This is a genomic window from Thermocoleostomius sinensis A174 (assembly GCF_026802175.1).
In the GTDB taxonomy this organism is placed as follows: domain Bacteria; phylum Cyanobacteriota; class Cyanobacteriia; order Elainellales; family Elainellaceae; genus Thermocoleostomius; species Thermocoleostomius sinensis.
In genome coordinates, this window is record NZ_CP113797.1 from 4,154,347 (window position 1) to 4,175,571 (window position 21,225).

The 21,225-nt window shown below is 47.1% G+C and carries 14 protein-coding genes and 1 tRNA gene; 9 read left to right on the forward strand and 6 right to left on the reverse strand.

Annotated features, from left to right (window positions below):
• The first annotated feature begins 283 nt into the window (after window positions 1-283).
• The 5 genes from eno to OXH18_RS18025 all read left to right on the forward strand — a co-directional run bounded on the left by eno (window position 284) and on the right by OXH18_RS18025 (window position 7,812).
• On the forward strand, window positions 284-1,573 hold the full coding sequence (gene eno / locus OXH18_RS18005) for a phosphopyruvate hydratase (protein ID WP_268608606.1): 1,290 nt from the start codon (window positions 284-286) through the stop codon (window positions 1,571-1,573).
• Between the two features lie 95 nt (window positions 1,574-1,668).
• Entirely contained in the window at window positions 1,669-2,613 is a 945-nt protein-coding gene (gene truB, locus OXH18_RS18010; RefSeq protein WP_268608607.1) for a tRNA pseudouridine(55) synthase TruB, read from the forward strand.
• Window positions 2,614-2,833: 220 nt separating this feature from the next.
• Window positions 2,834-5,686 carry a DNA mismatch repair protein MutS gene (gene mutS / locus OXH18_RS18015; RefSeq protein WP_268608608.1) on the forward strand — a complete coding sequence of 951 codons (2,853 nt, stop codon included), beginning with the start codon at window positions 2,834-2,836 and terminating at the stop codon, window positions 5,684-5,686.
• Between the two features lie 558 nt (window positions 5,687-6,244).
• A complete protein-coding gene (cbiB, locus tag OXH18_RS18020; protein WP_268608610.1) occupies window positions 6,245-7,189 on the forward strand; it encodes an adenosylcobinamide-phosphate synthase CbiB in 945 nt (314 codons plus the stop codon).
• A gap of 185 nt (window positions 7,190-7,374) precedes the next feature.
• Entirely contained in the window at window positions 7,375-7,812 is a 438-nt protein-coding gene (locus tag OXH18_RS18025) for a DUF4079 domain-containing protein (protein ID WP_268608612.1), read from the forward strand.
• 352 nt (window positions 7,813-8,164) lie between these two features.
• Here the strand turns inward: OXH18_RS18025 and OXH18_RS18030 are convergent, their stop codons facing one another.
• A complete protein-coding gene (locus OXH18_RS18030; RefSeq protein ID WP_268608614.1) occupies window positions 8,165-9,325 on the reverse strand; it encodes a glycosyltransferase in 1,161 nt (386 codons plus the stop codon).
• A gap of 1,184 nt (window positions 9,326-10,509) precedes the next feature.
• Between OXH18_RS18030 and gnd the strand changes: the two genes are divergently transcribed.
• Together gnd and OXH18_RS18040 are read left to right on the forward strand one after the other, a co-directional pair.
• Complete coding sequence (gene gnd, locus OXH18_RS18035; protein WP_268608616.1) at window positions 10,510-11,925, forward strand: decarboxylating NADP(+)-dependent phosphogluconate dehydrogenase; 1,416 nt, start codon at window positions 10,510-10,512, stop codon at window positions 11,923-11,925.
• A gap of 299 nt (window positions 11,926-12,224) precedes the next feature.
• A tRNA-Glu gene (locus OXH18_RS18040) sits at window positions 12,225-12,297 on the forward strand.
• A gap of 115 nt (window positions 12,298-12,412) precedes the next feature.
• On the opposite strand, the gene OXH18_RS18045 is transcribed toward OXH18_RS18040, so the two are convergent.
• The gene (locus OXH18_RS18045) at window positions 12,413-15,619 is read right to left on the reverse strand and encodes an AAA family ATPase (protein ID WP_268608618.1); all 3,207 of its coding nucleotides are present in this window, start codon (window positions 15,617-15,619) and stop codon (window positions 12,413-12,415) included.
• A 151-nt stretch (window positions 15,620-15,770) separates the two neighbouring features.
• Window positions 15,771-16,298, reverse strand: a complete 528-nt coding sequence (gene hpt, locus OXH18_RS18050; protein WP_268608620.1) for a hypoxanthine phosphoribosyltransferase — start codon at window positions 16,296-16,298, stop codon at window positions 15,771-15,773.
• Window positions 16,299-16,464: 166 nt separating this feature from the next.
• Between hpt and OXH18_RS18055 the strand changes: the two genes are divergently transcribed.
• On the forward strand, window positions 16,465-17,160 hold the full coding sequence (locus tag OXH18_RS18055) for a phospholipase D-like domain-containing protein (protein WP_268608621.1): 696 nt from the start codon (window positions 16,465-16,467) through the stop codon (window positions 17,158-17,160).
• A 15-nt stretch (window positions 17,161-17,175) separates the two neighbouring features.
• On the opposite strand, the gene OXH18_RS18060 is transcribed toward OXH18_RS18055, so the two are convergent.
• The 3 genes from OXH18_RS18060 to OXH18_RS18070 all read right to left on the reverse strand — a co-directional run bounded on the left by OXH18_RS18060 (window position 17,176) and on the right by OXH18_RS18070 (window position 20,308).
• Window positions 17,176-18,435, reverse strand: coding sequence for a glycosyltransferase (locus OXH18_RS18060; protein WP_268608622.1), 1,260 nt, complete (start codon window positions 18,433-18,435; stop codon window positions 17,176-17,178).
• Between the two features lie 18 nt (window positions 18,436-18,453).
• Entirely contained in the window at window positions 18,454-19,206 is a 753-nt protein-coding gene (locus OXH18_RS18065; RefSeq protein ID WP_268608623.1) for an aspartyl/asparaginyl beta-hydroxylase domain-containing protein, read from the reverse strand.
• Window positions 19,207-19,660: 454 nt separating this feature from the next.
• Window positions 19,661-20,308 carry a hypothetical protein gene (locus OXH18_RS18070; protein ID WP_268608625.1) on the reverse strand — a complete coding sequence of 216 codons (648 nt, stop codon included), beginning with the start codon at window positions 20,306-20,308 and terminating at the stop codon, window positions 19,661-19,663.
• A 529-nt stretch (window positions 20,309-20,837) separates the two neighbouring features.
• Here OXH18_RS18070 and OXH18_RS18075 point away from each other — a divergent pair.
• Window positions 20,838-21,152, forward strand: coding sequence for a hypothetical protein (locus OXH18_RS18075; RefSeq protein WP_268608627.1), 315 nt, complete (start codon window positions 20,838-20,840; stop codon window positions 21,150-21,152).
• Window positions 21,153-21,225: the final 73 nt, after the last annotated feature.

Genomic DNA, 21,225 nt, shown 5'->3' on the forward strand with positions numbered 1-21,225 from the left:
GTAACCGGATAGAGAATGAGTATAACTTAATTCTCTCGTGTCAAGGCCGATCGGTTGTCGTCTCTAGGTTAAGCGTGTCTGGGACAAGCTCGATCGGCTATTCATTTGCAATTGTTGATCAGCCAATGATTGGATTAATTATTCTGCATTCTGTTGCAAGTCTATTAGGAAAGTCATCGGAATCTAAAGTCTTGTAGACGACGGTTACGAATGCACAGAGAGGTGATATACAAGATTGGATTCACATCATTAGCAATCGATTGCACTGAGAGGAAAGTTAAGAATGCTGGAAGGGCTAGACACGTCGATTGAGAAAATTGAAGCTAGGGAAATCTTAGATTCACGCGGCCGACCCACGATCGAAGCCGAAGTGTATTTATCAGGGGGGGCTGTGGGATTGGCACAGGTTCCCAGTGGGGCGTCAACCGGCAGCTTTGAAGCCCATGAACTGCGAGATGGCGACTCCAGTCGCTATGGTGGCAAGGGAGTTCTCAAGGCAGTTATTAACATTGAAGAAAAAATTGTCCCCACGTTGGTTGGCATGAATGCGCTGGAGCAAGTGGCAATCGATCGCACCCTAATTGACCTGGATGGATCGGCTAATAAGGCAAATTTAGGAGCGAATGCCATTTTGGCTGTGTCTTTGGCCACAGCCAAAGCCGCTGCTAATGCCTTGGGAACCCCTCTGTACCGGTATCTAGGGGGAACGCTAGCCAATGTCTTGCCCGTGCCGCTGATGAATGTGATTAACGGTGGTGCTCATGCCGATAACAATGTAGATATTCAAGAATTCATGATTGTGCCGATCAGTGCGCCTACCTTTGCTGAAGCATTGCGCTGGGGATCCGAAGTCTTTGCCTCGCTGAGTGCAGTGTTGAAGACGAGAGGACTGTTGACCGGAGTAGGCGACGAAGGCGGCTATGCTCCCAATTTGAAGTCTAATCGGGAAGCGCTGGATATCTTGATGACGGCGATCGAACAGGCAGGCTATAACGCCGGCGATCAGGTAGCCCTAGCCCTGGATGTCGCAGCGACTGAACTGTTTAAAGACGGGCAGTATATCTACGATGGCGCGGCCCACTCTCCTAACGCGATGATTGATTATCTGGTGAGCTTGGTAAATGACTATCCAATCGTCTCCATTGAAGATGGACTATCGGAGGATGATTGGCAAACCTGGAAACAACTCACCGAAGAACTGGGCAACCGGGTGCAACTAGTGGGCGACGATTTGTTTGTCACCAATCCCACACGCCTGCACAAAGGCATTGACTTAGGCGTGGGCAATTCGATTTTGATTAAGCTCAACCAAATTGGCACCCTTACCGAAACCCTGGAAACGATCGACTTAGGTAAACGCAACGGCTACACCTCCATCATCAGCCACCGTTCCGGCGAAACCGAAGACACCACGATCGCCGATCTCTCCGTAGCCACCCGCGCTGGACAGATCAAAACCGGCTCCCTCAGCCGCAGCGAACGCATCGCCAAATATAATCGCCTGTTGCGCATTGAAGCCGAACTAGGAGAACAAGCCGTGTATGCCGGAGCAATCGGGTTTGGACCACGATAAGGGTGAAAGAATAGGGGATATAAGGATGAAAGCAGACCAAAGAGTGAAATGTACCCCCGTTCCGACTTCCGACTCCCCTTCCTTCTTTCCCAATCATGCAAGGCTTCATTAACCTCAACAAACCGTTTGGACTCACATCTCATGATTGCGTGGCTCGGTTGCGCAAACTACTGCGGCTACGCAAAGTTGGACACGGCGGCACATTAGATCCGTCCGCAACGGGGGTTTTGCCGATCGCAGTAGGTAAGGCAACGCGCTTATTGCAATATTTGCCGACGGACAAGGCCTACAAGGCAACGATCCAGTTTGGGGTGCAAACGGCAACCGATGATTTGGAAGGAGACGTGTTGGCGACGCATCCCGCCGATAATCTGACACTAGAGCAGGTACAGCCTCATCTGGCTCGGTTTCAAGGCACGATCGAGCAAATTCCCCCCAGCTATAGCGCCATTCAGGTGGGAGGAAAGCGGCTGTACGATTTGGCACGGGCGGGTGAAGCGGTGGAAGCCCCCATGCGCACAGTGCAGGTTTACCAGATTGAGATTTTGGATTGGCGATCGGGTCAATTTCCAGAATTGGATGTGTGGATTGCCTGTGGCAGCGGCACCTACATTCGATCGATTGCGCGAGACTTGGGGGCAGCGATCGGCACAGGTGGCACGTTGGCAGCGTTACTGCGGACTCAAAGCAGCGGCTTTGAGTTATCCCAAAGTCTCACACTGGAAGCGTTGACCGAGCAGATTGAGACCAAGACATTTCAACCGATTCCACCCACTATGGCCCTTCAGCATTTACCGTCGATTGTCCTGTCGGATAGCTTAGCTCAGCGGTGGCGGCAAGGGCAGCGCATTTACTGGCAAGAGGTGACATCATTACAGCTAAAACCAGCTTCCCCTACTACTTGGCTAAGCCTCGGAGAAACCGATCGACTGTATCGAATCCAAGAGGCAGGCGATCAGTTTTTAGGGATTGCAACCTACGGCATTCGGCACGAGGAAGAGCGGCTATTGCCCAAATTAGTTTGGGAAACTGGCACTTAGCGGTGACAATCCATAATCATTGGGGACAAAGATGGCATTGTCAAAGTTAAGCAGGAGAATAGGGAATAGGGGTTGGCGATCGTTCAACCATATCCATTACCCTTTGCCCTCTACCCCTTACCTCTAGTCGATAACCTCCGCTTTCTTGCCAACCCTTTCATAGTACAACCCCTGGTACAAGCGCTAGAATCCAAAGGTCAGGGTTTCTTCACTCATACCAATGACGGATTACACCTCCTCTCCAGATTCTCCATCTAATTTACTAGGCGATTTGCCGGAACGTCTGGTTAAGCATACGGTGCGCTATGCTGACCATCGATCGGTCGATCGCCATGAGTTAACGCCGATGATGCGGCACTATGTGGAGATGAAAGATCAATATCCCCATGCGCTGCTGTTGTATCGGGTGGGCGATTTTTTTGAGACGTTCTTTCAAGATGCGATCACCGTAGCGCGAGAGTTGGAGCTTGTTTTAACTAGCAAAGATGCGGGGCAGAAGATTGGGCGCGTTCCCTTGTCTGGCATTCCCCACCATGCCCTCGATCGCTACTGTGCGCTGCTAGTGGAAAAGGGCTATGCGGTGGCCGTGTGCGATCAAACGGAAGATGCAGCGGATGTGCAGGGTCGATTGGTGCAGCGGGAAGTGACTCGCGTAATTACGCCCGGAACGGTGCTGGAAGAAGGTATGTTGAATGCCCGTCGCAATAATTACTTGGCGGCGGTGGTGATTGCGGGAACGCACTGGGGATTGGCGATCGCTGATATCTCAACGGGGGAATTTCTGACGACGCAATCGAGTGAACTGGAACAATTGTCACAAGAACTGATGCGGCTGCAACCGTCAGAGGTGTTGGTTCCCACAAATGCACCTGATTTGGGTGGACTGCTGCGACCGGGTGATAAGGAGGCTCGATCACGGGTAGCGGCGGACCTGCCCGACTGTCTGCCAATTCAGTTTTGCTACACGATGCGCTCACAAGCGCCATTTGCCCTAGCGGAAGCCAAGCAGCGACTCCTAGAAAAATTTCGGGTGCGATCGTTGGAAGGCATGGGCTGTGAACATTTGCCGTTGGCCGTGCGGGCAGCAGGCGGGTTGTTGGAATATTTGGAGAATACCTTAAAGAGTGAAAGGCGAAAGACGGAAGGTGAAAAGCAGAATCGAGACAGCCATTCCTCCCTGCTGTTGCAACCGCTGTGTACCTACACGCTGACCGAATATTTGGTGATTGATCATCAGACACGGCGCAATTTGGAGATTACGCAAACCGTCCGGGATGGCACGTTTCACGGATCGCTGCTGTGGGCGCTCGATCGCACCGTAACGGCAATGGGGGGGCGAATGCTGCGGCGTTGGCTGCTGCAACCGCTACTGGATATTGCGGCGATTCAAGCCAGACAGGACACGATCCAAGAACTGATCGAGAATGGGTCGCTTAGGCAGAATTTTCAGCAGCTATTGAAACGAATTTACGATCTGGAACGGCTAACTGGGCGGGCCGGATCTGGGACAGCTAATGCGCGAGATTTAGTAGCATTAGGTGATTCCTTGTGCAAATTGCCAGAGGTAGCAGCCTTAGCAGCGGCAGGCCGATCGCCCTATCTGCGAGCACTGCAATCCGTTCCGCCCGAACTAGAGCAATTGGGACGACATTTACAAGCACATTTGGTCGAACAACCGCCGCTGTATTTAACCGAAGGGAACTTGATTCGATCGGGCGTGAATACACAACTGGATGAATTACGGCGGCAAGTGGAAGCCGATCAGCAGTGGATTGCCCAACTAGAAGCGAGTGAACGTCAGCGCACGGGCATTCCCAATTTGAAAGTCGGCTATAACAAAACCTTTGGATATTACATCAGCATTTCTCGCGCCAAAGCTAAAGGCGATCAGGTTCCAGAGGGCTATATTCGCAAACAAACATTAACCAACGAAGAACGCTACATTACCACTGAATTGAAAGAAAAAGAAACCGCTCTGCAACATGCTCAAGATGTATTAAATAAACTAGAGTATGACATTTTTATTGAATTGCGATCCAACGTCGCTGAGTACGCCGAAATAATTCGTCCGATCGCCCAAGCGGTTGCGTCGATCGATGTGCTTTGTGCCTTATCGGAAGTTGCCGTGTACCAAGGCTATTGTCGTCCTGAAATCGTCCCCACTCGCGAAATTCACATCACTGATGGCCGCCATCCGGTCGTCGAACAATCGTTGCCTGCCGGATTCTTTGTGCCCAATTCAGCAATGTTGGGGAATCGGGAATCGGGAATCGGGAATCGGGAATCGGGAAAATGCAAGTCGAACAATAGCACCGAGGATCCTTCCCACTCCCTACTCCCCACTTCCCATTCTCCCGATCTGATCATCCTCACCGGCCCCAACGCCAGTGGCAAAAGCTGTTATCTGCGGCAGGTAGGCTTGATTCAACTGATGGCGCAAATGGGCAGCTTTGTTCCAGCCAAATCAGCAACCTTGGGCGTGTGCGATCGGATTTTTACTCGTGTCGGCGCAGTAGATGATCTGGCCACTGGACAATCCACATTTATGGTGGAGATGAACGAAACGGCGAATATTCTTAATCATGCTACGCCAAAATCATTGGTACTATTGGACGAAATTGGACGAGGAACGGCTACGTTCGATGGTTTGTCGATCGCGTGGGCGGTGGCAGAATACTTGGCGATCGAGATTCGGTCCCGCACAATTTTTGCGACGCATTACCATGAACTGAATGAACTCGCGTCTATCTTAGCTAATGTAGCGAATTATCAGGTCACGGTAAAAGAACTACCCGATCAAATCATTTTTCTGCACCAGGTGCAACCCGGAGGAGCCGATCGATCCTATGGAATTGAAGCCGGAAGACTGGCCGGACTACCTGCTTCGGTGATTCAACGCGCCAAACAAGTAATGACTCAAATCGAGAAGCATTCACATATTGCAGTCGGATTACGACAAGGCAATAAGAAAAATCATAAAAATTCTCAAGAAAAGAAAGCAAATGAAAAGGGTGAAAACTATCAGATAAACATTGAGTCGGACGATTTAGAACAACTTGATATCTTCAGCTAGGTGAATCTGTCTGAGAAGTTGCGTCTGGTTCAACCAAACATCTTCGTACAACAATTCGAGCGAGCAAGAGAACTCAATAGTTTCCAGGGCGATCGTTTCTCCAACTATATGTGGAACATATGGAACATAAAGTCATATCTTTCCTTCTCCCCAGCAATAGCATTCCATGCTCATTTGTTTGGAATTGATTAAGACATATAAACTGGGAATTTGCAATCATTGCCAGCCTTTCTGAGGTGTTAGCTGTCCGGTTGTGAGAAACTTGACATGTAAAGAGTAATTGAAAATAGGCGGGCAGTCATAAATAACGGAGCGGAGTGAAGTTTGAGAAGATGTGTCAATCCATTCAAGCGTGTTTCTGTTGATACATCGGTCAAATTTATGATCCTATGACCAGTTTTCACGCTGTCGAATTCCTGATGTGGGGAATTGGCAATTGTCGCCTCACCTTGTACCTTTAATCTGACTTAATCTTCTACTCACCGATCAAAATCTTGATCTTGATCAAGCTTTGATTGACCTGCCAGCTTGCTATTCTTGGCTCCTGATGATGCAGTTATGGTTCTAGCGATTGCAGCGTTCCTCGATTTTCTTATTGGCGACCCCTGGAATTGGCCGCACCCGGTTCAAATCATGGGGTGGGGTATCCAGCAGTATACTCAATGGGTTTTGAAACGAATCAACCATCCATTGGGGCAGCGCATTGCAGGGGTGGTGCTAGCGGTACTGATGGTTGGATTAAGTGCTGGTGTGGGCTGGGGACTGGTCTATGGTGCACGCTTTGTCAATGCATGGTTCAGTCTGGCGATCGAAAGCATTCTGTTAGCCAGTTGTTTTGCCGGACGCAGTTTGCGGCGATCAGCCGAAGAGGTGCTGAAACCCCTGCATCAGGGCGACGTGGCAGCAGCCCGTTCACGACTACAACGCTATGTGGGCCGCGACACCGAGGAGTTGTCTCCCTCAGAAATTTTGCGAGCCGTATTGGAAACTGTCACTGAAAACGCAACTGATGGTGTAATGGCTCCGTTATTTTGGGCGATCGTCGGCACCTTTACACCGATCGGTCCAGTTTCCTTTGCGCTGGGCTACAAAGCTGCCAGTACCCTCGACTCAATGGTAGGCTACCGGGAAGAACCCTATACCTACCTTGGCTGGTTCAGTGCCCGCCTGGAAGATGTGCTAACTTGGCTTCCTTGTCGCTTTGTAGTATTCAGTCTTTGTGCCCTAGCCAATAATCCAGGATATGTTTGGAGAGTATGCTGTCGCGATGCTCCCAAAGATCCTAGCCCCAATGCTGGCTGGAGTGAATGTGTGTATGCAGCGATTCTAGATGTGCAAGTCGGCGGAACTAATCGCTATCGCGGCATCGAAAAACAAAAGCCCCTCCTGGGAAATCCCAATCGCTCGATCAATGCGGAAGCCATTCGCCAAGCTTTGAAGTTAACACGCCTCAACTTCTTGATTTGGCTCGCGATCGGGCTGGTGTATAAAATTTTTCTCTGAGGCATCACCCTCTAGACAGTAGATGACCATTGATGGTTAGGTGGTAAAAGAATAAATGAAAGATAAAGGAAAAGGGATGAAGGATGAGGGATGAAAAGAGTGAATGAACCAACCATCGACACTATGATACTAATCCCCCACCCCCGATTCTCCATTCCTACCCCCTACCCCCACCTCCCCATCCCTTGAATCTCCCCTCATTTCTCTGGCTTTGGCGTATTGCTGCTTGGTCAATGGGCTTATCTTTGACCGCCTATGTGCTGCTGACTATCACAGGTTCCTGGATGTTAGTGGCTCGGCATCACAGCCGACCGCGCCCTAAGTGGCTACGCCCAGTTCACTATGCAATCGGTGGCACAATGGTGGGGTTGGTACTGCTACTACTTGGCATTGGCTTAATTGGTACGATCGGCTATTACGGTAACTTGGGTCACTCGGCTCATTTACCTGCTGGTTTGGTGGTAGTAGGCTTAACATTGCTCTCAGCTTGGAGCGCCACCCAAATTAGCCCCAAACGACCGTGGGCCCGATCGCTGCACATTGGCACAAATGTAGCGTTGTTTTTAGGGTTTGTCCTAGTGTCGTGGACAGGATGGACGGTGGTTCAGAAGTATTTACCCTAAGCAGTTGTTCGAAAAATATCAAGCTGGCTCAAACTGCCCGCGTCCTCACCAGGTGCATCCCACTTTCGTATTAGTGTGGTTGTAACAGCCCTCATCTGCCTACCCCTCCAAACCTTGGGAGAAGGGGGCAGAGAAAAATGACCTGGCGCAAGCGAAGCCAATTCTTCCCGCTCAAAGTCCCTCGCCCGACCTTAGAGAGATTTAGCGTGAGGGCTTGCACAACTGGGATGCACCCTCCTCGCAAAATACCCCAATGTCTCCATCGGAGTATGAATCAGAAAAATCACGAGACTAACTAGCTAGGCGATACCCTTGAGCGCTGGTTCGATCGCGCAAGTAGCCTAAAGCATTTTTAGACACAAGCAAGGACTGGTGACTCGCCTAGAATGGTGTTCAAGAACCGCTCTGCTGTTGCTTCAGGAGAATAATGTTGCATCACCCAAGCACGGCCCTGCTTTGCAATGCGATCGAGCAGTTCAGGATTGTCGCGAATTCTATCAATAGCTTCGTCAATGTTATCTAAGTCAATTCCGATGTAGTGTTCCCAATTAGTTGGCTGTACTGGAAGCACAAAACCATACTTCTCAAAATCTACGTGGAAAGTTACACAACCAGCCGCTAGAGACTCCCAAAGACGCCAACTATCCCACTGCGCAATTCGATCTGTTTTGATGCCAAGGCGATCGACGATTCTCGAAGAATAATAACTGACTCTTGGATTGAAATCAGTGACTTTAGGAGCTAGAAAGAGACCACTAAAGGCAGCACAAGCTGTAGCTTCCCGCAGGCTTTTGAAATAGCTCGGATTGTGCCGTCTACCCGTTTGTACCCATCGGAGATAGTGATAGGGATCTTCTGGGGCTACAGGGGTAGATTTGTGAATAGCATTGCTCTTACCTGATGTGTCAATCGGCAGGACAGATTCAACTTTAGGTACAAAGCTTTTTTCAATGAACTTTCTCAACGAGTGGGGCTGCTTGTTATGTCTAAAGTTTACTAACAGCTTCTTTTCTCTAAACTCCGAATCATTATGCTCTGCCAACTCTCGAATGATTCTATTGGTTAAACCGAATGTCCAAGGGTAAATATTATCAGGATAGTCAACAGATTGAATATGATGCGGTTTAAATATAAAGTCAAACTGTCTAAACTCCGGCAGCCAGGAAGGTGTTGTGATGCCGTCATCGCTATCTAGGTAAACTGTAATGTACTTGCGCGATGGCTTGAATAAATCTTTTGGTAACGCATGGTTTTCCTCAACATATTGTCGTTCTAGCACAACAATATCGCAGTCTTCATGCGTAACGGTTGGATCATGCTGAAGCAAGAACTCATTGGTATTAGGCAGCAGTCTCCAGTAATTGTGGTTGGAATAGTGCTGAATTCCTAATTCATTGAATCCTTCAGCCAGCGTAATTAAAAGCGTCTGGTACCAAGCCCCAGCAGCGCCAGACGCATTGCACTCAGTAGAGGTGGTGTAAAAAAAGACTTTTGGCTCAGAATGTCTGCGCATATCTCAGGGAACCTTTGTTGTCTTAATTGATTTGAATGAATGAGACAGCTCCAGCAGGAGTTGGTGTCAAATTGAAACAAACTTCGTTGTCAGATCACTGCAATGAAAAACACCCTAGCCTACAGTGAGTTCATGACAACCGCGATCCATAGAGGCGATCGATACTATCAACCAACGGTTGCAATCAATCGGTAGATGCAATCGATAGTGGTATTGGATTAACAGTCTGAAATGGATGTGACTTAGAAGACTTTGTTCTAATTCTTCATTCGCACTGCTGCCTATCCATCAGACTAGTCTTGCTACGGTTGACTTAAAGTTGACATTTGCTAGTGCAATTGTGAAGCCTGAGTATAGAACCGAACACTTAGCAAAACTTGGTAATGTCCCTGAGTATTAGCCCACTTCAGGTAGATGTTTGAAGATACATCAGTTCAAAACCAAATCTGAATGAGGTCACACAAGCAGTTGCGATCGCTAGAGTGCCTTCTTCCGATAGGTGAACTTACCTGATTCTATAAGTACTAATCTACAAGAGATTAAGGAGTTGCTCTGATGGGAACTGCGTTTAAGAATACTGATTCACCCTATAGAGGTAGCCCTGACGAAAATTTTATCCGTCTTGAGCTAGTAAAGCACCTTGTTTCAAACTCACTGCTTTCAGCTAGCCCTTAAAACTAGCTACAAACTATATATAGCTGGTTATCTGTAAAGGCCGGGTAAAGCCGTTTCACAGGTTCCGTAAAGTTACAGGTGAAATGGCGTAACGCTGCTCCAAATAACCAAAATTGCAACTGTGCCGGCAGATCGTTTGCTGACGTAAGCTCAAATTCCACCTTGGCATAGCCAAATTTTATCCCTTTTGATTGTGGACGGAACTAAAAAAACCGATTTTCTAGTATTGAGAACTACAAAAACCCAAACTGGGCAAATGTTGTTGCTCAACCAAATAAAGAAAATCTTTCAGAGAACCTGTTTTCCTTGAACCGTTGTTTACTCTGGTATGTGCAAGCCTGAATATAAATCGATTTTACGAGTCAACCGTCAACCTGTACGGCTGCAATTCTAAAGAATCGTAACGATTCCAGAGCGTTGTTCAGGAAACAGGGTTTTCGGATAGAGCGAAATGCGCCCAAAAGCCAACGTTTCCATTGTCCAGAGTAAGCGGAGAATAGCAGAGTCCTATGGCACAAAGTTTTGGTTTGATCGGACTGGCGGTCATGGGGGAAAACTTGGCGCTAAACGTCGAGCGCAATGGTTTCCCGATCGCCGTATACAACCGCACTTCTAGCGTGACAGACAAATTTATGTCTACGCGGGCACAAGGTAAGAATGTAAAGCCTGCCTATTCACTTCAAGAATTAGTGCAGTCCTTGGAGCGGCCTCGCAAAATCATGATTATGGTAAAAGCGGGTGCTCCGGTTGATTATGTCATCAACGATCTGAAGCCCTTGCTTGAGCAGGGTGACATGATTATTGATGGGGGCAATTCGCTGTATACCGATACCGAACGCCGCACCCAAGACTTAGAGGCGATGGGGTTGCGCTATATCGGAATGGGTGTCAGTGGTGGTGAAGAAGGGGCACTCAATGGCCCCAGCTTGATGCCGGGTGGAACCAAAGAAGCCTATGAAGCGATCGAACCGATCGTCACTAAAATTGCCGCCCAGGTTGATGATGGCCCTTGTGTCACCTTCATCGGTCCGGGTGGGGCTGGGCACTATGTCAAAATGGTGCACAACGGCATCGAGTATGGCGACATGCAATTAATCGCCGAAGCCTATGACATGCTAAAAAATGCGCTGGGTTTAAACCACGAGCAACTACATGAAGTCTTTGCCGAGTGGAACACCACCGATGAGCTAGATTCCTTCTTAATTGAAATCACAGCCGACATCTTCAAGAAGATGGACGACGAAACCGGACTGCCCCTGGTGGATGTGATTCTAGATGCAGCCGGACAGAAAGGAACGGGCAAGTGGACTGTGGAAACGGCTCTCGACTTGGGCATTGCAATTCCGACGATCGTGGCCGCAGTAAATGCTCGTATTATGTCCTCTATTAAAGAAGAACGGGTGGCAGCCGCTAAGGAATTGTCGGGACCCTCCGGCAAGTATGATGGCAATACGAACGCCTTCATCAATAAAGTGCGAGATGCGCTCTACTGCTCGAAAATTTGTTCGTACTCTCAAGGGATGGCCTTGATTGGTAAAGCCTCCAAGGAACTGTTCAACTCTCAGATCGATTTAGGCGAATGTGCTCGTATTTGGAAAGGCGGCTGCATCATTCGGGCACGCTTTCTGGGCAAAATCAAGCACGCTTTTGATGAGAACCCTAACCTGCCCAACTTGCTGCTGGCTCCAGAGTTTAAGCAAACGATTCTCGATCGCCAGGATGCATGGCGCGAGGTAATCATGACCGCTGCTAAACTGGGCATCCCTGTTCCTGCCTTCAGTGCTTCTCTCGATTATTTCGACAGTTACCGTCGCGATCGGTTGCCGCAAAACCTCACCCAGGCCCAGCGTGATTACTTTGGTGCCCATACCTTCGAGCGCACTGATAAACCGAGAGGTGAATTTTTCCATGCCGCTTGGTTCTAACACTCGATAGAGCCGAACCAGAAGGTAGGCGTGTCATCACGCTAACTTCTCTTGGGTAAGGGACAGGGGAGTATGTCACGTTTGCAAGCCTAGCCCTTATCCCCTAACCCCTTCTCCCAAGCGCGGAGAAGGGGAGCCGGATTCAAGTTCCTCGCCCTAGAGGAGAGGGATTTAGAGTGAGGGCAACAAATATGACATGCTCCCAGGGACAATATTCTTTGAATGAGAATGGCGATCGATTGTCATTGAGAGTTGACAACACTCATTACGTTCGCTATATTAGTTAAAGTGAAAAACGCGCCCCCATCGTCTAGAGGCCTAGGACACCTCCCTTTCACGGAGGCGACGGGGATTCGAATTCCCCTGGGGGTATTGAATTTAATAGTAAGTGCGCTGTGAGGACTTTAATACTTGCAGCGCATCTGTTTTTTACCTGTTCTAATTTTTACCTGTTCCAAGCTGCTGGTTTTGGGATGATACAGCCAGCCTATGGCACCATGTACCCAGATTGGCTTCGATCATAGATGCCAAATTTGGAGCCATCGGCACCATAAAGTTCGATCGGCGTTTGAGTAGATTCACTGATATTGACTAACGATTGCAAAAACTGGCTAGTTTGGCTGCCATCATTCCAACGCGTTGCATTACTGCTTAATTGAGCAGTTCGTACAGCTTGTGCCACTGTACGATCATAGGGAGCATTCAGATGCACTCGAATGGCTTCTGTCGTCAGCGTATAGGTGCACAATGCTAACCTGGGTAAACACAGGTTTTCTAGTTGAGGCTGTGCGGTTTGCAGCAACGTCGATTGCTTGGCGCTTGCTTCCGCTTGGTTCAATGAGGTGGTGTACGGAGTCATCAGTGCTTGGGACTGGCTATAGTGGGTTGTTCCCTCAGGTACTTGTTTGATGGCTGCAATGGCATCACGCCAAGCGATCGAGGCTTGTGTCCACTGTTGTTGTTGTTCCAAGCGGCGAGCTTGATCGGCCAATTCTAGGGCGCGATTATAAGCATTAACCGATCGCTCCTCTTGAGCACGACGGTTTTCAGCGGCTTCTAAACGAAGTTGATAGAGTTTGGCCAAGCGTTGAGCCTCGGTGAACGCCATGGTTCCTTGAGGAATTTGCTGCAACTGAGCTAAAATCGCTTGCCACGACTCGGTGGTTTGTTGCCAACTTTCGATCGAACTAATAATTTGCGATCGGGCTTCAGTGACTTCGGCGGCTTTTTTAAGCATCTCAATCCGATCTTGTGCTGCCTGTTCTGCCATCACGCGATTGTTGATGCTGTCTAAATTAGACTCATATTCCGAGCGTTTAGTTTGCGCTAGAGAATATACCAAGCTTTCCGTGGGAACTTGCTCCAATAAGGCGATCGCTTCTCGCCACATCCATTGCACTTCTCGCCATACTGGGACAGGATGTGGTGGATTCAGGCTTTTCTTGGCCGCATTGTTCGCCTGATTCAGTGCTTTAACGACCAAGCCCAATTCTTCAATCTTATTGGCATATTCTGCTATTAGTTCTTGAGCCGTAGAATAAGAGCGCGACCAAACTGGAATAGTTTCAAGCAGTTGATTGGCTTCAGACAGTTGATCATAAGCATCGACTACTTCCAAAGCAGACGGATTGGTTTGGATTGTGGCTAGCGCAATTCGAGTGAGTTGCTGCGATCGTTGCAAGGGTTGACACTGGTTGCCTAGCACGCAGGGTCGTGACAAAATATAAAATCCGCTAATGACAACAAAGGAACTCATAGCTCCCACTAGTAAAACATTGGACAGCGTGACCATCGATTGAAACGATCGCCGTTTGTGATCGCGGATATCTAACGGCAGACGATCGAACCCTAAATCATCTGCTGCTTGAGTCGTTATCATCTGGATGTTTGTCGTTTCGGTATTCGTGGTCTCAGGATCGGCAGTTTGAGTATCAGTGCTCTGAATATTAGCCGTCTGAATAGTGATAGTCTCAGTGTTAGGATCTGTTAATGATGACGCTGCATTTGATGGATATTGATCTGGATATTGATCTAAATCGGTGACAAATTCAAGCTCTCGATTAGGTGACGATTGTTCTGTTTCCAGATCACGCAAACCCTCATGTTCACGGAAATATTCGGTACGTTGTTCAACCTTGACAAGTTTGGAGCTAAAATCATCAGCCTCGCGTTTTGATACTTGCTTTGATGACTCTTGTTCTAAGTTCAATCCTGATGTGAAGGAAGAGGGTTTGCAAGATGATTCAACTTCCTGAGTGGGGACGGGTTCTGTAGGCGTCGGCTCAAAAACTACCCGCTCAGAGCTAACTGGCTCAACCTGAGCGGAGCTTGCCGAAACTGGATCAGACTCACGGGGGATTGTTGTCGGTTTAGAGACTGCATCAGGCACGATCGCTCTTTCTTCAGCTAGGAAGTTCTCGACAGGTTGAACATCTGAAGAAACGAGTGGCTCTAATGTTGCTTCTTCTGAATTTAGTTCTAAAACAGATGAATCTTGTGAATCTTGAGATAAATCTTTAACGTAACTGTACTCTGTTTGATTGTCGTTATTTTCAGATGATGATTCAGATGCTATTACCGGGTTAATGAATAAATCGCTCTTTGTTGTATTAGGTGAAATAGTTAGATTCTTTGTATTGAAATCAACAGTTGAATCAGGGAGGTGATCTCGTTCTTCAACCACCCTTTGATTTTCTATTTCTAGATTCAGCAAATTCCCATGTTCTATTAATTTTTCGTCTGATATTTTGTTAGGTGTAATTAATTTATCTATCTGCAAATTTTTCGAGATTAGCTGAGGCTTAGATTCATCTAAGATTTTGAAAGAATCTACGCTAATTTCAGCATGAGTTCCAGTAAGCGAGGTTTCGATCGTTTCAGTTTCAATCGATTGAAATTCAGTAACTCTATCGCTTGTATATCTTTCAACAACCTCTTGTCTTCGTTCTTTATCTAATCGCTGGGACAGCCGCTCTGGATTCTCAGATATCTCTTCTGATGCCACTAAAGTTATCTGTTGCTCATTGCAAGCAGACACCTGGCTATTACTCTGTTGCTCCACATCTGGTGCAGGATCGTCTGGTTTGGAATCATCTGTCTCAATGATGGGTGTTTCCCCTGGTTCGATACTGGAAGGGGTGACAGGTAGCGTTTCGGCAAGGGAATAGTTCGGCTCTATTGACTCGCTCGCAGGAGCAGTAGGAGTCTCTTGTAGAATCGTAGCTGGACTGCTATTGGTAGGGAGTTCATCCAACAGCGTTGTTTCAGCGGATTGGGCTGAGGTATGAAGGGGAGACAGCGTGAACGCGAACGTGTCGTAGGGCTGCTGATATCCAGCCACTCTTAGATAAAGCCGAACTGGCAGCGGGTAAGCCTTGACAATTGGCTCACAGTCTGGATTAGACTCGATGAGTTTAGGCACATTCGATCGTACCGTTTGCTCGACGGCTTGGAAAATCTGCGGTGGCTCTGGCTCAATGTGCAACAGGTGCTCAATTAAAACCAACAGCACTCCCTCTCGAATGGCGCAACGAATTTGAAGGCGATTTGGCTGAGCTATCTGTTGTTGAAGGATTGTTTGAATCAGTGGAATGAGCCAGCCAATCTCACTAGCAGAGATCGAGCTAGTAGGAGCGGTGGGCTGGGGTTGCGGTTCAAGGGAACGGTTGCGCTTGAAAAGAAAATTCCTGACCATGCTGTAGTAAGGGAAATTAAGCGACTAGAGCCATTAACACAAGCCGTACAGGGACACAGATTATCTTCAATAGATCACGCCAAGCGGAGGCGTTTCAGGATGGCACGACGACATCGATTCGATTCAGTTCCATTGGCTACATCCTCCTAGTTTATTCGGTCAACCCATAAATGGCTGGTAGCTGCCGGTATTGTTGGTTAAAATCGATACCATATCCTACAATAAATCGATCGGGAATCGTGAAGCCTAAATAATCGATTTGCACAGATCGCTGTCTTCGTTCAGGCTTATTCAGCAAGGCACAGAGCTTTAAGGAGGCAGGCTGGTATTGCTGCAAAAGTTCTAGAGCCGTGTGGGTAGTGATTCCGGTATCAATAATATCTTCTACAACAATGACATCCTGGTTGACGATCGTCTCGGCAGCAATTCCCATCAACATTTGTGCCTGTCCAGAACTGGTTGTAGAAGAGCCATAACTAGAAAACCGCATAAACTCCACGTCTCGAATGGGAATCTGCATCGCTCGTACTAGATCCGCGAGAAAGATAAACGACCCTTTAAGAATTCCAATCATTAAGGGAGAACGATCCACATAATCGCGATCGATTTCTTGGGCGAGGCGTTGTACAGTATTGGCGATTGCCGTCTGGGCAATGAGTAGTTCTAGGGGTTTCTCCATTGGGGTCATCCTCACAGATCTTACCCACTATATCGATCCAAATTAAAAGTGAAGCATTTTGAGCATGACTGAATTGAAGCTAGGCTGCCAATAAACCCTTTGATCTTTCGCCTGACTTTGGCTGTGCTTGGGCCTTGCTCCTTCTATGCTCTGCTATAGTTTCTCTATGCCTCCACTTACCCTCAAGCAACGGCTAGCAAAAACGCTGGAAGATGCAGTGCTCTCTAACGACGAGAAGCGGGCGCTGGAGTTTGTTTTTGCAAACTTGGAACTGACAGATGCTCAACGATTGCACATTCGACAACTGGCGTTCGATTTGGCATCAGAAGCGCTGACTAAAGCCCGGCCCCAAGCCGTATTGCAATGGTTCAATGCGGTAACGCTCCTGCTGACCCCTTCTGTCTCATCCTCCTTAATAGCTGAGGCATGGTTTAGCCCCCATAACAACTGTGCAGAACGTATTGTGCGACTGCTGGATGCGGCGCAACGGGAGGTAGATATTTGTATATTCACAGTTACAGATAATCGGTTGTCTGAAGCAATTCTGGAAACTCATCAACGCGGAGTCTCTATTCGGATCATTTCTGATAACGACAAAGCGTTCGATCGAGGATCGGATATTATGTTTCTTCATACGAACGGTATTTCTGTACGAGTTGATCGCTCTGAGTTTCACATGCACCATAAATTTGCAGTATTCGATCGACAAATTCTGTTAACAGGTAGTTACAACTGGACAGTGGGGGCAGCGCGTGATAACCAAGAGAATTTTTTGATTACGTCCGATCCTCGTCTGGTACAGGCGTATCAAGGAGAATTTGAGCGGTTGTGGCAAAAATTGGCAAATACTAGCGCTTTGTAGAGCAGGCTGATGGCGTTAGTGGGACAAGTCGCTGTGCGCGCGTTCAATCTGCTGATTCCACACATGCAGCAGGCGATCGACTGCCCGATTCCAAGTGAATTGAGCAATATGATGCCGAGCATTTTGCCCCAACGTTTGGCGCATCTGTGGATGATTGATCAGTTGTACTAATTTCTCTAGAAAATCTTGTTGATTGCCCGGCGCATACAAGCAACCCGTATAACCATCCTCAATACTGTCAATAATACCTCCTGCACGCGGAGCTAAAACGGGCAACCCGGCAGCAAACGCTTCCAAAACCGTTAAGCCTTTAGTTTCTTTCTCTGAGGCTGTAACGTGAATATCGCTGTTAATCAACAGAGCCGGAACTTCAGATGGTGGGATTCGCCCCAGCCAACCTACCGAGAATCCGAACGATGATAATTGGTCAGTGATTCGATCGCGCATGGGGCCATCTCCAGCGATCACTAGGGCAATATCGGTGGAGGATAAGGTTTCCTGCACCAGAAATTCCGCAAGGTTGCCAAGAGCATCAAGTGCAAAATTCCAGCCTTTGTCAGGTGTTAGCCGTCCTAGAAAAACGAGCTTAATTTTTTTATCTATCTCTTCTATTCCATAGGTGTGATGAAAAAAGTCAGGGCGTCGTAAATTTGGATGAAAGCGATCGAAATCAATGCCTAGAAACTCGTCGGTTACAACATTCTTAATTCCCATTTGTCTCAACTTATGTGCTGTTTCGGCACTAGCAGTTAGCGTTGCATTGTAGGAATTATAATTACGAGCAATCAAGCATTGAGACAGCTGTTGAAATCCACGCAGTACGAAGTTTGGCAAGGCAAAATAATCTTCAATATACTCAATGAAATTAGTATGAAAGAAGGCAACGCAAGGAATATTCGCCTGACGAGCATAAGCAACACCAGGATACTTAAACAAACTAAGAAATAGGCGATCGGGTTCATCAACATGAATTAAATCAGGCTGAAATTTTTTTAACTCATGGATCAATAATGGATAGGCTTGGCGACTGATATTGCGTTCAAACGTTATATCTATAAACGGCACGCTTGGTAAATTAATTACGTTAATACCTGGTAGAATTTCGCCTGTAAATGCTTGCCAATTTGGATAAATTTGTTCTAACGTCTGGTAGTCTGGGCAAAACACGATCGCTTCATACTGGCGTTGGCTTAGCTGCTGTAATCGATGCCACAAGGTGATAGTCACTCCATCAATCACAGGAAGAAATCCAGAAGAAATGATGGCAACTTTCATGGGTGTAAATTCATTGAGTTATTTTGGTTCTAAACGACGTTCCCATGCTAGAAAATTTGCCTTGCCGCTTTGCACATACGGCGACCAAGCAATCAATTGAATCATACCGCGATTGAGCAGTGAAAAGGGAAACTGCATTGGCCGCACGAAATCCAGGAACAAGATTACGCGCAGATCATTAGTATTGTTCCAAGCTTTGTGAGGAAATGTGTCATCAAAAATTAAGCTTTTACCTTCTTGCCAATAACGAGTTTCTTGACCCACTTGGATGCCACAACCCCGATCGACAGGTGGTACTTTAAGCGCCAAATGATAGCGTAGTAGGCCTTTGTAGGGGCCTCGATGCTCTGGTATTTGTTTATGAGGTAACAAAATAGAAAAAAAGGCAGTTTTCATGCCTGGTATTTGTTCAATCAGACGTGTTGTGTTGGGACATCGATTGCAGTTTTTTTCAGCTTTGTAACCGTAGGCATATAAAAAATAAGTTTTCCAACGATCGTCCTGTGTAATGCTAGTTTGATCTGTCGAAATCTCCTGAAAATTAGGCAAGCGATCGATTTGTTGCAGCACAACATCTAGTTCCTGTCGAATAGTCAGCCAATTTGCCTCTAGCAATTGTACCCAAGCAAATTGATCTGTATCCAAAAACGGTCTATTTGGCACTAGTGATTTTCTAGCAATCTGATCTTCTAACTGTCGCACAAGGACTTCGCCATAGGTCAATACCAATTGTTTGTGCTTTGCTTGCAGTTGAGAATAAAACGACGACATAAATGAAGAATCTATGATTTTGTCGATGGTTTCTTTTTAATCAGACTTTAATTAGGAATGATAGCAATTTTAACTGAGTGAGCAACGCCGCCATCCCTGACGGCAGATACATACAACTACTTGCACTGGTGCATTGCTCAAAAAACGTCGCCACCGCCGCTCCACACTTTGTGCTTGGGTTGCCCAACTCGGCACATTGGTTCCCATGCACGGAGACTCAAAGTACTGTTTGCGATCAAGGTGCTGTTCATCTAAGCTAGGTCCTTGATACGCCTCAGATCCTCGGCGTGACTGTATTGACGCAAGAAGTCGAATATTTGACTATACAAATGGGTAGAGTTTGCCGTGGGCTTCGGGCTATTTGTGTCGTAACTTTAGCCTCTCATGCTTCTCTATCTTTTCCTTCAACTCTCTTTGTTCTAGCTTTCACCTACTTCTGCTAGGCAGCGAGGTGCTACTGACAATTACCATCACATGAACCTTGAGTGCGACTAATAACTGAACCAATATATGTATTGATGACTTCATTAAAACATTGTCCATCAGGATATTGAACTTGCCGCAGTAACTTTCCTCCCCCTAAATCTTTCGTACAAAGTACAATTGGAGCCTGCGATATCTGGTTCTCTTCCTGATTGTCATTTACAGACGCAGCAATCGCTACAGGAGAAAAAAGATCAATAAATGCGCTTTCTTGAAAAATATCATTTTCGACCCATCTAGATATCGGTTCTAGAGAATCTGGTGTCTCAACAATTTTCGAAGTCGGTACAGAAGTTCGGATAAATTTAGTTATTAGTACATCTCCAGAAGATGAGCAAACTAGAGCAGTTACCCTAATACTCCTGTCCGTTGGAACTTCAATAGGTTCAACAGAAACTAGACAGTCTTGATTTGCCAGCCATAGCCTTCGCTGCCTTGCTGCCTCAGAAGCTCGACCTGGAGGAACGCCCGTTCTAATTGCTATGTAAAGTTCTATCAATGTTGGAATGCAGCCAAGAATAGCAACAAGGAGACCTGGGTATTTTAGCCACTGTAACCCTTGTAACAAAAGTCGATTCCTTGGAACTTGCAAATTCGTTGTTAGATTCTCCTGTACCATAGCTCAACTCACTGAAAATGTAGAGTATTCAAACCGAACCGATTCTAAGCATCGATCTAGTCACACAGGGAAACGTTGCGTTGATGACACCCTAAACGAACCTTAATCGACTTGCCGACAGTTCACTGCAATAGTGAAAAAAGTATTAAATTGTTTGTTCAGATACTGTTTACTCGAACGTATCTAGTCCTGAGGATCTAACTAGGCTTAATTGATTATTTCACCCAATTTACGGCAGTTACGGACAGGTTTTCTTAAAAAAAGTCAGGTCAGGTCAGAAAAAATCAGGAAAAGGTCAGGTTTTGCGACTTCAAATGTGCTGATGGCAAGAGTTTTAGAAAAAGTTGGCAGTTGTACGATCGTCAACGAATATTAGGCAGGATTTATTAAAAAGCTGTAATACGCGGAGAATTACTTTGGTTTTCTGACGTTTTTGTCATCAATTTGTCTAAGCATTTTGTCCAGTCAGGGGAAGGCAGGCTTACTAAGGGCTGAATAGGATGGGAATGTAGAGTTCCATATCAGGGTTATGAAACACTCCTACGAAATTCCGATCGCCATCATCAAAACGGTGTGGGGCAGTGCCGTTGGGATGGTGGTAGTTGCAGGCATTTTTACAGGGGGTGAATCCACTGGAAAATACATTGCCATGTCTGTTCCACCCATTGCAGCAACCGTAACCACAGCGGTCGTGCTAAATCACGCTAAGAAGACTGACCAGCCACAAGCAACGATCGAAATGCAACAGATAGAATCGCGACTCGCGACCCTGGAAACGATCGTCACCGCCGAACAGCCTGACCTACTAAAACATCCATCCCATCGCCCATCAACACATTCCTAACTGGTATAGGCAGAACCGTAGAGTGGGCGGTTCTGTCACTTTCCAATCACATTTAAGTTGGACACTAAACCTA